This is a genomic window from Polaromonas sp. CF318 (genome assembly GCF_000282655.1).
GTDB lineage: Bacteria > Pseudomonadota > Gammaproteobacteria > Burkholderiales > Burkholderiaceae_C > Polaromonas.
In genome coordinates this window covers 61,536-72,188 of record NZ_AKIV01000074.1, presented here as the reverse complement: position 1 = coordinate 72,188, position 10,653 = coordinate 61,536, and the positions used below count along the sequence as shown (strand labels likewise).

Annotated in this window: 11 protein-coding genes; 6 read left to right on the top strand and 5 right to left on the bottom strand. The window is 64.9% G+C overall.

The window, feature by feature from the left end; genetic code table 11:
* Positions 1–77: 77 nt before the first annotated feature.
* Positions 78–1,595 (top strand): PglL family O-oligosaccharyltransferase, encoded by a 1,518-nt coding sequence (locus tag PMI15_RS14330; RefSeq protein ID WP_007870182.1) that lies wholly within the window; start codon positions 78–80, stop codon positions 1,593–1,595.
* A gap of 1 nt (position 1,596) precedes the next feature.
* Here the strand turns inward: PMI15_RS14330 and moaC are convergent, their stop codons facing one another.
* The gene (moaC, locus tag PMI15_RS14325; protein WP_007870179.1) at positions 1,597–2,082 is read right to left on the bottom strand and encodes a cyclic pyranopterin monophosphate synthase MoaC; all 486 of its coding nucleotides are present in this window, start codon (positions 2,080–2,082) and stop codon (positions 1,597–1,599) included.
* 41 nt (positions 2,083–2,123) lie between these two features.
* Between moaC and tfpZ the strand changes: the two genes are divergently transcribed.
* Together tfpZ and PMI15_RS14315 are read left to right on the top strand one after the other, a co-directional pair.
* Positions 2,124–2,903, top strand: coding sequence for a TfpX/TfpZ family type IV pilin accessory protein (tfpZ, locus tag PMI15_RS14320; protein ID WP_007870177.1), 780 nt, complete (start codon positions 2,124–2,126; stop codon positions 2,901–2,903).
* 31 nt (positions 2,904–2,934) lie between these two features.
* Positions 2,935–4,518, top strand: coding sequence for a M48 family metalloprotease (locus PMI15_RS14315; protein WP_007870175.1), 1,584 nt, complete (start codon positions 2,935–2,937; stop codon positions 4,516–4,518).
* Here PMI15_RS14315 and PMI15_RS14310 read toward each other — a convergent pair.
* The 3 genes from PMI15_RS14310 to PMI15_RS14300 form a co-directional block, all read right to left on the bottom strand.
* Complete coding sequence (locus tag PMI15_RS14310) at positions 4,474–4,830, bottom strand: phage holin family protein (protein ID WP_007870174.1); 357 nt, start codon at positions 4,828–4,830, stop codon at positions 4,474–4,476. The genes PMI15_RS14315 and PMI15_RS14310 overlap by 45 nt on opposite strands.
* Before the next feature lie 76 nt (positions 4,831–4,906).
* Positions 4,907–5,356, bottom strand: coding sequence for a hypothetical protein (locus PMI15_RS14305; RefSeq protein WP_007870172.1), 450 nt, complete (start codon positions 5,354–5,356; stop codon positions 4,907–4,909).
* 51 nt (positions 5,357–5,407) lie between these two features.
* Positions 5,408–6,136, bottom strand: a complete 729-nt coding sequence (locus PMI15_RS14300) for a TerC family protein (RefSeq protein ID WP_007870169.1) — start codon at positions 6,134–6,136, stop codon at positions 5,408–5,410.
* Between the two features lie 436 nt (positions 6,137–6,572).
* Here PMI15_RS14300 and PMI15_RS24070 point away from each other — a divergent pair, with 436 nt between their 5' ends.
* The 3 genes from PMI15_RS24070 to PMI15_RS14285 all read left to right on the top strand — a co-directional run bounded on the left by PMI15_RS24070 (position 6,573) and on the right by PMI15_RS14285 (position 9,223).
* Positions 6,573–8,273, top strand: a complete 1,701-nt coding sequence (locus tag PMI15_RS24070; RefSeq protein ID WP_007870168.1) for a DUF2235 domain-containing protein — start codon at positions 6,573–6,575, stop codon at positions 8,271–8,273.
* A gap of 127 nt (positions 8,274–8,400) precedes the next feature.
* A complete protein-coding gene (locus PMI15_RS14290) occupies positions 8,401–8,838 on the top strand; it encodes a DUF3717 domain-containing protein (RefSeq protein ID WP_007870165.1) in 438 nt (145 codons plus the stop codon).
* Between the two features lie 64 nt (positions 8,839–8,902).
* Positions 8,903–9,223: a hypothetical protein gene (locus PMI15_RS14285; protein WP_007870163.1), complete on the top strand. Its 321-nt coding sequence runs from the start codon at positions 8,903–8,905 to the stop codon at positions 9,221–9,223.
* Here PMI15_RS14285 and purB read toward each other — a convergent pair.
* On the bottom strand, positions 9,220–10,611 hold the full coding sequence (purB, locus tag PMI15_RS14280; protein ID WP_007870160.1) for an adenylosuccinate lyase: 1,392 nt from the start codon (positions 10,609–10,611) through the stop codon (positions 9,220–9,222). The genes PMI15_RS14285 and purB overlap by 4 nt on opposite strands.
* Between the last annotated feature and the right edge of the window lie 42 nt (positions 10,612–10,653).

Below are 10,653 nucleotides of genomic sequence, written 5' to 3'. Positions count from 1 at the left end.
TTAATCTCGCAAGCTTCGGTCTTGTTCTCATCGTTTCGGGTGAGTGATCGTTTCGAGCCTTCCGGCGTCCTACCTTTATGCAATTGATCGCCATCTTTTTTCTGGCACTCCCCTGGCTTAACCCGCTTGCGCCCGGCCCTTCGCCAGGCGTGGTGCCCTGGCTGGTCTCGCTCGCCGCGGCGGCCGCCCTGGTGTGCCTGGCCCCGCTGCGCGCTGTTTCGGGCCAGCCCTTAAGTGAAGCTTCTTTTGCCCAGCGCTGGGTGGCAGCGGCGGCCTGGGCCTGGCTGCTTGCGGGCCTGCTCAGCAGCCTGATAGGCCTGCTCCAATACTTCGGCGCCACGGCGGCGCTGGGGGCGTGGGTAAGCCAGACGCCGGCGCCCGGAGAGGCGTTTGCCAACCTCCGCCAGCGCAATCAGTTTGCCAGCCTCACCAATATCGCCCTGGCGGCTCTGATTTGGGTCGCCAGCCGGCGCGGTACCGACGGGCCTCGCCAGTGGCTGGTGTATCTGGGGGCTTTCTTGCTGGCGATCGGCAACGCCGCGTCTTCCTCGCGCGCGGGCTTGCTGGAGCTGGTCGTGCTCTGTGTCCTGGCGGGGATATGGGGGGCGTGGCGCCAGCCCCCCGTTTTGCGCCTTTTGCTCACGGCGGTGCTGGCCTATGCCGTGGCGACGCTGGCGTTGCCCTGGCTGCTGGGGTTGGACCCGGCGGCGCATGGCATGCTGGCCCGGCTGCGCGGCGGTGAACTGGCATGCGCGAGCCGCATGGTGCTGTGGTCTAACGTGCTGGACCTGATCGCGCTGAAACCCTGGCTGGGTTGGGGCTGGGGGGAGCTGGACTATGCGCATTACGCCACCTTGTATGCCGGACCGCGGTTTTGCGAGATCCTGGACAATGCCCATAACCTGCCTTTGCACCTGGCGGTGGAGCTGGGCATTCCGGTGGCGCTGCTGGTTTGCGGCCTGGGCGGGTGGTGGGTGGTGCGGCGGCGGCCCTGGCGCGAGACGGATGCCGCACGCCAGCTGGCCTGGAGCGTGCTGGCGGTGATCCTGCTGCACAGCCTGCTCGAATACCCCCTGTGGTACGGGCCGTTCCAGATCGCTTTCGGCTTGTGTGTAGGCTTGCTGTGGCGCGGCAGCGACGACGCGCCGGTTTCTGGCGTGCCAAGAGCGCTTGTTTTGAGGAGGCTGCTGGCCGCGGCGGCGATGGTGTGTTGCGCCTACGCCGCATGGGATTACCACCGGGTCAGCCAGATTTACCTGGCACCGCAGGACCGCAGTGCGGCCTACCGCGACGGCACTTTGGCCAAGATCCGGGACTCATGGCTGTTTCGCAACCAGGTTAGTTTTGCCGAACTGAACCTGACGCCGTTGACACGGGACAACGCCCGGTGGACCTACGATACGGCGACCGCCTTGCTGCACTACTCGCCTGAGCCGTCCATGATCGAAAAAGTGATTGAAAGCGCTGTCATGCTGGGGCTCGACGACGAGGCCCTGATGCATCTGGCGCGTTTCAGGGCGGCTTTCCCGAAGGAGCACGCGCGTTGGGCCGCGGCAAAGGCCGGTATACCCGAAGGCGTGGAGCGCTTGCCTTAGCTCAGGGATTGGTAAAGCTGCCGGATTTCCCGCCGTGTTTTTCGAGCAGCTTTACGTCGGTGATGGTCATGGCGCGGTCGGCCGCCTTGCACATGTCGTAAATCGTGAGCAGCGCCACTTGCACCGCGGTGAGGGCCTCCATCTCCACCCCCGTCGGACCGACGGTTTCCACGGTGGCGCGGCAGGCGATGCTGGAATCGCTCTCCTGCGGCAGGAAGTCGATGGCCACGCGGGTCAGGGCCAGCGGATGGCACAGGGGAATCAGTTCGCTGGTTTTTTTGGCGGCCATGATGCCGGCGACACGCGAGATGCCCAGCACGTCCCCCTTTTTGGCGTTGCCTTCAAGAATGATGGACAAGGTCGCCGGATTCATTACGATACGGCCCTGCGCAATGGCGACACGGTGTGTGGCCGCCTTGCCCGCCACGTCAACCATATGGGCCTGGCCTTGGCCGTCAAAGTGGGTGAGTGCGGGAGGGGAGGCCATGCTTTTACGAAACCTTTACAACGGGCCCTCATCATAAGACCATGTTTGCGAGTCAGAGTCCTCTCAAGAGCCGTTTGCTGGCGGCGGGTGTTCACTTTGGTATCAGTGTGACCATTGCCGCTCTCGCGGCGGCGCTGGTTTTTGTGGTCTGGTACCCCTACCCTTACCGGGAAATCTCAGGCGGCCGCGAGCTGTTCATGATCGTGGTGGCTGTCGATGTGGTCATGGGTCCTTTGCTCACATTGGCGGTGTTTAATGTCAAAAAGGCTGCCAAACTGCTTCGGCTTGACCTGACGGTGATAGGGTTACTCCAGTTGGTCGCCCTGGCCTACGGTCTATGGACGGTGTTCGTGGTGCGTCCAGTGCACCTGGTGTTTGAAATAGACCGTTTCAGGGTGGTCCATGCCATCGAGGTGCCCAAAGAGGAGTTGGGGCTGGCATCGGCCGGATTGGCCACGCTGCCCTTGACCGGGCCGACGCTGCTCTCGGTGCGCGAATTCAAGGACGACAAGGAGCGTTCCGAAATGACTTTTGAGGCCTTGGCGGGTAAGCCCCTGGGCACGCGTCCCGGGTTCTGGCAGCGCTACGATCAGGGTAAATCCCAGGTTTTGGCGCGTGCCAAGCCGCTGGACGACCTGAAGAAGCGCTTTCCGGCCCAGGTGGGCGAAATTGATGCCGCGTTGAAATCAGCCTCTGGAGGGAGTGACAAGGCCAAGCCTGTAGGCTATATCCCCATGGTGGGGCGGAAAACATTCTGGACGGTCTTGCTGGACACCAACACCGCAGAGGTCATCGCTTTTGTACCCATTGATTCGTTCTAAACAGACCCGGCCGCCGAGGCGAGGCCCCGTCTTGGGCCGACTGGCGCTGGCTGTGCTCGCATGGGCGGCCTCAGCCAACTTCTCGCTGGCCCAGGCACCCGCCAGCGTGCCCGGCGCCACGACGGGTTCCTTGCCCTCGCTGGGCGAGACTTCCGAACTGGCGGCCGCCGCGGAGCGCCGGATCGGCGACCGCATCGCCGCGAGCATTTACCGGGACCCTGATTACATCGACGATCCGGTGCTGACCGACTACCTGCAAAGCATTTGGCAACCACTGGTGGCCGCGGCGCGCACGCGCGGGGAACTGCATGCGGAGCTTGAAGAGCGCTTTGCCTGGCAGGTGTTCCTGATCCGGGACCGCAGCATCAATGCGTTCGCCTTGCCCGGCGGTTATTTCGGCGTGCATCTGGGCCTGATCGCCGCGGTCGGCAATGCCGATGAAATGGCCGCGGTGCTCGGCCACGAACTCAGCCACGTCACGCAGCGGCATATTTCGCGCATGCTGACGCAGCAATCGCGCCAGACGCCGTGGATGATTGCCGCCATGGTTCTGGGCGCCCTGGCGGCCGGAAAAAACGGCGATGCCGCCAGTGCCGCCATCGTCGGCGGCCAGGCAGTCGCGGTGCAAAACCAGCTCAATTTCTCAAGGGACATGGAAAGGGAAGCGGACCGCATCGGGTTCGGCGTGATGACCGATGCCGGTTTTGAAAGCCGCGGCGTGACCACCATGTTCGAAAAGCTGCAGCAGGCCTCACGCCTGAACGACAACGGCTCCTTTCCCTACCTGCGCTCCCATCCGCTGACCACCGAACGGATTGCCGCAGCACAGGCGCGCGTGCAGCTGGCCTCCGCGGAGGCCGAAAAGCCTTCGCGTGAAAAGCTGCTCGAGGCCGGCAAGGCTCGCGTGCTGCACGCGATGATGGCCTCGCGCGCGCGCATTCTGGCGGCGCCCGGGGTTGACGCGCTGCGGTCCATGGTGGCGGAGGCCCAGCGCCGCAGCGCCCCCCTGGTCCTGCAGTCACCGGCCTCGGCGGACAACGTGCGCGATGCCGGGGTTATGTACGCGGGCGCGTATGCGGCGGCGCAGCTGCGCGATTTCGCGGGCGCCCGAAGCCTGCTGGCAAAACTCAGGCCGCTGGTCGCGGAGCTGCCGCAGGCGGCCGGCGCGGCGGATTTGCTTGCCGTCGACATCGACCTGCTGGCTGGCGTGGTCCCGGCCACGGCCGCGAGCTTCGATATTTCAAAGGCGGCATCGCGCGCGGAGGTTTTGACCCAGGCACGCTCGCTGCTGGCGGCGCAGCGGGCCCAGGATGTGTCAAGCCGGCTGCAGACCTGGGTGGCCGCGCATCCCAAGGATGCAAGCGCCTGGCAGCTGCTCGCGGTCGCCTACGGCAACCAGAACCAGAATGTGCGGGCGATCCGGGCCGACGCGGAAAGCCGGGCGGCGCAACTGGACTATCCGGCGGCGCTGGACCGTTTCAAGGCGGCACAGGCCCTGATGCGCAGCAACCCCGGCAGCGCGGATTACATGGAAGGCTCCATCCTCGACACGCGAACGCGCCAGACGGAATCACTTGTCAAGGAACAGGCGCTCCAGGACAAAGTCGATCACTAGCTGCAGCGCTGAATAAATCAGCGAACCTATCAGCGCGGCGACGAAGCCCGTGACGTTCATCAAGTTGCTGGTGAGGCCGGCCGCGGCCCAGAACATGAGCGCGTTGACGACGAAGAGGAACAGCCCCAGCGTCACCAGCGTCACGGGCAGCGTCAGCAGCACGAGGATGGGACGCACCACCATATTGAGCGCGCCCAGCACGGCGGCCGCGATCAGCGCACCGGTAAAGCTGCTCACCACCACGCCCGAATACAGGTAAGCGACCGCCAGCAGGGCGGCCGCGCTGAAAATCCATTTGAGGATGAGTTTCATACCCAAAGAATACCATCGGGCCGCCCAAAGAAAAAATGCGCCCCTGGGGGCGCATTGGCAAGGGCTGGCGGGCCGGTCAGTCGGTCGCGACCAGCAGGCCGGCGCCCGCCAGCGCGGTGGCGTAACCCAGCACCCCGTGGCTTTCCTGGGCCTGCGAGGCCGTGACCGGCTGCATGTCCTGGCCGAACTTCGGCCGGCGCGCATCCAGCACGCGTGCCGCGCCATGCTGCTTGATCAGGGACTCGGTCTGGGTGATCAGGGTGGTTTGTGCCAGCTGGGTCAGCACTGTGTCACCCTCTTGTTCCAGCAGGGGCATCAGCTGGGCGAAGACTTTTTCCGCCCACTTGCCGCGCCAGCTTTCGCGTGCGCTGTGCGTCACCCATTTGCTGACGCGGTGCGTCACCCGGGGTGCGCAGCCGACCACGATCCAGCGGGTGGGGTTGCGGGAGCCGCCTGTGGGCAGCATGGGTTGCAGCATCTGCAGGGCATATGCGGCGTCGTCAACGTACACGATGATGTTGTCCATGAAGTTCTCCTTGAGTTGTCGTCGTTTTAGAAAGCTTGCTGGTTGCGGGTTTCAGTGCGGGATCAGGTCTGCGTCGCGGCTCGAGCGGTTGCGCCGGGTGGCCCACCAGCCCGCGCCGAGCACGCCGGCCACCGCCACCGCATAGGTGACCCACTGGGCGGCCGTGTGCAGGGTGGCGGCGGAGGGCAAGGCCCCGGGTCCGCCGTAAATCGGGTCGAGCAGCTGTTCGCTCACGATCATCTTGGCGGCGGTGAAGGCCAGCACGGCGGCGCCGATGTTGATGATGACGGGGAAGCGCTCCACCAGCTTGAGCACCATGGTGCTGCCGAAGACCACGATGGGGATGCTCACCAGCAGGCCGATGACGACCAGGTCGAAAGAGCCATGCGCGGCGCCGGCGACGCCCAGCACGTTGTCGATGCCCATCAGGGCATCGGCCACCACAATGGTCTTCATGGCGCCCCAGAAGGTGCTGGCGACGGGACCGTCGTGTTCCTTGTCGCCCTGGTCGGCCAGCAGCTTGTAGGCGATCCACAGCAGGCCCAAGCCGCCTACCAGCATCAGGCCGGGGATTTTCAGCAGCCACACCACTCCGACGGTCATGGCGGAGCGGACCACGATGGCGCCCACAGTGCCCCAGACAATGGCTTTTTTCTGCAGGTGGGACGGCAGGTTGCGCGCGGCCAGGGCGATCACGATGGCGTTGTCGCCGGCGAGCACCAGGTCAATGAGGATGATCGCCAGCAAGGCGGACCACCAGGGGGCGGTAAATAGTTCCAAAGCTCACACTCCATGTCAAGTTTCGACTTGGAAATCCGAATGGACGGATTTCCGGTTCGTGAAACCGGAACAGGTTTGTGGATGGTTCGGGTCAGGGACTGATGCCGCGAACGCCTCGATCAAACCTGTTCAGGTTTCAATCGAAGGTCTGGCTCGACATGCAGTGTCGCTGCATGCCCAACAAGCCGGAAGTGTGAACTTCGTAATGACGACTTGCTGTTAGCGATTTTGCTGTGGTGTCTGTTATCGAATATTGCAGCAAAACGAGGGAGTTACTCCCCTTCGTCTGGATATTTGACAATAAAAATGGATTTTTTGCAAATCCCCCCGTTCATCCGGGCCCGGGTGCGTCCGGCTCCTCCATCCGGAGGGTGACAGCGGCCCGCGCCGGGCTTAAGGTTGCTCCCGTTCCCATCCACGGTGAAGGAGCGCGTCCATGAACAGGCAATTGATCATCTGCTGCGACGGCACCAACAACAACCTGACTGGCGGTGCCAGGGACACCAACGTCACCAAGCTGTGCGGTCTGCTGGCGCCGGATGACAACGACCAACTGCTGTATTACGACCCCGGCGTGGGCAACCCCGGCGAGCTGCCCGGCGCGTCCCTGACCGACAGCATCAGCCGTATTTTCGAGCGGCTGCACGGCCTGGCCTTCGGCAAGGGCGTGTATGAAAACATCGCCGAGGCTTATGTGTTCCTGATGCGCAATTACCGGCCCGGCGACCAGATTTTCCTGTTCGGCTTTTCGCGCGGCGCCTTCACGGCGCGCAGCATAGGCGGACTGGTCACCCAATTCGGCCTGCTGCGCCCCGAGATGGAGGGCCTGGTGCCTACCCTGCTGCACGTCTATTTTTCGGACCGCGAACGCGGCGGGCGCAGGTACACCGCGATCCGCGACCAGATCAGCCGGCTCTTTGCCTCCGAGCAGACCCGTGCGGCGCCGGTCTGGTTTGTCGGTGTCTGGGAGACCGTGTCTTCTGTGGGCGCGCCCTTGCTGAGCCGTACCATCACCGCCTCGCCGACGATTGTCGGCAAGCGCTTTCACCATGTGCGCCAGGCACTGGCCCTCGACGAATACCGCCGTTCCTTCGAGCCGCGCCCCTACTACGTGGATCCCGCGCACGACTACGCGGCCGGCGGGCAGAGCATTGCCCAGTTGTGGTTTTCGGGTGCGCATTGCGACGTGGGCGGGGGTTACGCCCAGGCCGAGGCACGCCTGTCGCGCGACCCGCTGTTCTGGATGCTGCAGGAGGCAGGGGCCTGCCAGTTGCGCTTGCGCGCCGGCTTGGTGGACGCCGCGGGTCAGCTCGATACGCAGGCGGTGCTGGCTGCTCTGGCGCCACCCACCCCCGGCGGCCAGCCGCCCCAGCCCCGCATCCACAGCCAGACCTACACCACGGCCTTGTGGGCGCTGGCCGGCCTGCAGCAGCGCAACCCGCACGTGGTGCTGGACGCCGGGAAGCCGCAGCAGGTGGTGCCGCTGGAGCATCCTTCGGTGGCGGCGCTGGGCCTGTCCTTTCCCGCTGATACGGTCTGGGCGCGCCGCCGGCCTGTAGCGGGGCTACTGGTGGCGTTGGCCTTGGCGGTGGCTTTCTGGCTGCTGGTGGGCGGGCTGTTGAACGGCGGCATTGTGCCGGCCCGCATGACGCTGTGGGAGTGCCTGCTGGCGTTGGGCCGGGATGCGGGCCAGGCGGCGGCCGCCAACCTGACGCTGGCGCGCTGGCAGATCGACTGGGTGGCGTCCTGGGCCTATCCGCTGGCCACACTGCCGCAGCCGGCCGACCGCGTGGCCGGTGCCGTGTGGGCCGATTTCGGTCTGATCGCTGCCTATGCCTGCATTCTGGCCCGCGCCGTGACCTGGGCGTTTGCCCGCATCGTGCGTGTACAGCGTGCCGGGCACAGGCCGCCGGCCTTGCTCAATGCGCTGGGGCTGGCCGCCATGACGGCCGTGTTGGGCGACATCGCGGAAAACCTGCTGACGCTGGCCCTGGTGTCGGCCTTTCCCTGGCCGCTGCTGGCCGGGGTGGAGCCGCTGCTGGGTCTGGCCATGACGGTGGCGGCGCTGGCCAAGTGGGTGGGGCTGCTGGGTTGTGGGGCCCTATTCCTCTGGGGATTGGGAGCCCGATCTCGCTGATGGCGGCTAAACCCGCGCGGGGAAAGCGATTTTGGCGTCTGGCTGATAATGAACGGCCCGGCTCTGCAGCTTCGCGCATCCTTCTTCCTTGACGCGGCCAGCCCCCTAATTTGGTACCTTATTTCCCATGCCCGGCATCCACATCACCGATATCGAAGCCGCCATCAATTATTGGCGCGACAAAAAGCCCTCGCCCGACGGCGTGACGTTGGCGCCCGAGCTGCGCGCCCTGGCCGAGGTTTATGCGCTCATGGTTTTCTACCATGAGGATGAAGCCGACGAAAAAACCTTTCCGCCCAAGGCGCTCGCGGCCTGGCGGGCCTGGTACGACACCACCGCCGACACGCCCTGCATCGCCATCTGCTCAACCAGCCAGGGCGACGCCCTGTGCAAGGGCTGCGGCCGTACCTTCGACGAAGTGCAGCACTGGCCCGAAATGACGCCGGGCGAAAAGCGTGCCACCTGGCGGCGCATCACACAGGAGGCGAGCGCCTGGCGCTTCGGCCGCTACGCCGACCGGGCGCTGGAGGGGAAAGCGCCGGCCCCGGCCGACGAAAAGACCTGATTTCGCGGGTAGAACAGCTATCAATTTGGTAGCGAGCGATTGTGAAGCGGGCTACACTGCCTGCATGCTCAGACTGGCCCGCGCCCCCAATATCGCTATTGCCGCGCTGTGGGTGGACGCCCTGCGACAGGCCGGCTTTGCGGCCAGCGTGCAGCGCTACTTCCTGGGCAGTGTGGCTGGCGAGCTGCCGCCCGACCAGTGCCTGCCCGAAGTCTGGCTCACGCACGACCACGAAGAGGCGCGCGCGAAGGAGCTGTTGCACAGCCTGCAGAACATGCCGCAACGGCGCTGGCTGTGCGCCTGCGGAGAGATCGTGGAGGGCGGGTTCGAGCAGTGCTGGCAGTGCGGCGCGGACATGCCGACGCCGCCCGCGGTGTCGGCCTAGACGCGCTTTGCGAGTTCGGCCGCCAGGCCGACGTAACTACCCGGCGTCATTTCCAGCAAGCGGGTTTTTTCGGCTTCGGGAATTTCCAGCGAACGGATCAGCGCGTGCAGGTCTTCGGCCTTCACGGTTTTGCCGCGCGTGACTTCCTTGAGCTTTTCGTACGCGCCCTGCACGCCGTAGCGGCGCATCACGGTCTGTATCGGCTCGGCCAGCACTTCCCAGGAATTGTTGAGGTCCTCGTTGAGCGCTTCGCGGTTCAGCTCGAGCTTGTTCAGGCCCACGCTCATGGAGTTGTAGGCCAGCACGGCATAGCCCAGCGCCACGCCCATGTTGCGCAGCACGGTGGAGTCGGTCAGGTCGCGCTGCCAGCGAGAGATCGGCAGCTTTTCGCTCAGGTGGCGCAGCAGCGCGTTGGCCAGCCCCAGGTTGCCTTCGGCGTTTTCAAAGTCGATCGGGTTGACCTTGTGCGGCATGGTGGACGAGCCGATTTCGCCGTCCTTCAAGCGCTGCTTGAAGTAGCCCACGCTCACATAGCCCCAGATATCGCGGGCCAGGTCGATCAGGATGGTGTTGGCGCGCGCCACGGCGTCGAACAGCTCGGCCATGTAGTCGTGCGGCTCGATCTGGATGCTGTAGGGCTGGAAAGTCAGGCCCAGGCCCAGCGGCTCGGGCGTTTCGATGACGCTGCGGCTGAAGGCCTCCCAGTCGAAATCGGGCCAGGCCGAGAGGTGGGCGTTGTAGTTGCCCACGGCGCCGTTCATTTTGCCCATCAGCTTGACGGCGGCGATCTTCTCGCGCGCATTGGCCAGGCGCACCACGACGTTGGCGATTTCCTTGCCGACCGTGGTCGGGCTGGCGGTCTGGCCGTGCGTGCGGCTGAGCATGGGCTCGGCGGCGAACAGATGGGCCATCTCGCGCAACTGGGCGATCACCTTGTCGAGCGCCGGCAGCACCACCAGGTCGCGGCCGCTTTTGAGCTGCAGCGCGTGGCTGGTGTTGTTGATGTCTTCGCTGGTGCAGGCGAAGTGCACAAATTCGCTGGCGCCCTTGAGTTCGGGCCTGGCCTCGAATTTGGACTTGATCCAGTACTCGACGGCTTTCACGTCGTGGTTGGTGGTTTTTTCGATGTCCTTGATGGCTGCGGCGTCGGTTTCCGAAAAATTCTTCACCAGGCCCAGCAGATAGGTGCGGGCTCCCGGGCTCAGCGGCTTGAATTCGGCGAATTTGGCGTCGGACAGTGCAATGAACCAGGCCACTTCCACCTGGACGCGGCGGTGCATATAGCCCTGCTCGGACATCAGGGGGCGTAACTGGGCAAGCTTGCCGGCGTAGCGGCCGTCCAGCGGGGACAGGGCGTTGATGGTGGAAAACGGGGTGGAAGAGCTCATCCTCCAATTGTAGGGGCGGCCCCGGGGCCGGCCTGTGGGACT

Bases quoted from the DNA above. Each gene is read 5' to 3' on its own strand.
- PMI15_RS14330 (WP_007870182.1), top strand. From the start codon at position 78: ATGCAATTGATCGCCATCTTTTTTCTGGCACTCCCCTGGCTTAACCCG.
- moaC (WP_007870179.1), bottom strand. From the start codon at position 2,082: ATGGCCTCCCCTCCCGCACTCACCCACTTTGACGGCCAAGGCCAGGCC.
- tfpZ (WP_007870177.1), top strand. From the start codon at position 2,124: ATGTTTGCGAGTCAGAGTCCTCTCAAGAGCCGTTTGCTGGCGGCGGGT.
- PMI15_RS14310 (WP_007870174.1), bottom strand. From the start codon at position 4,830: ATGAAACTCATCCTCAAATGGATTTTCAGCGCGGCCGCCCTGCTGGCG.
- PMI15_RS14305 (WP_007870172.1), bottom strand. From the start codon at position 5,356: ATGGACAACATCATCGTGTACGTTGACGACGCCGCATATGCCCTGCAG.
- PMI15_RS24070 (WP_007870168.1), top strand. From the start codon at position 6,573: ATGAACAGGCAATTGATCATCTGCTGCGACGGCACCAACAACAACCTG.
- PMI15_RS14290 (WP_007870165.1), top strand. From the start codon at position 8,401: ATGCCCGGCATCCACATCACCGATATCGAAGCCGCCATCAATTATTGG.
- PMI15_RS14285 (WP_007870163.1), top strand. From the start codon at position 8,903: ATGCTCAGACTGGCCCGCGCCCCCAATATCGCTATTGCCGCGCTGTGG.
- purB (WP_007870160.1), bottom strand. From the start codon at position 10,611: ATGAGCTCTTCCACCCCGTTTTCCACCATCAACGCCCTGTCCCCGCTG.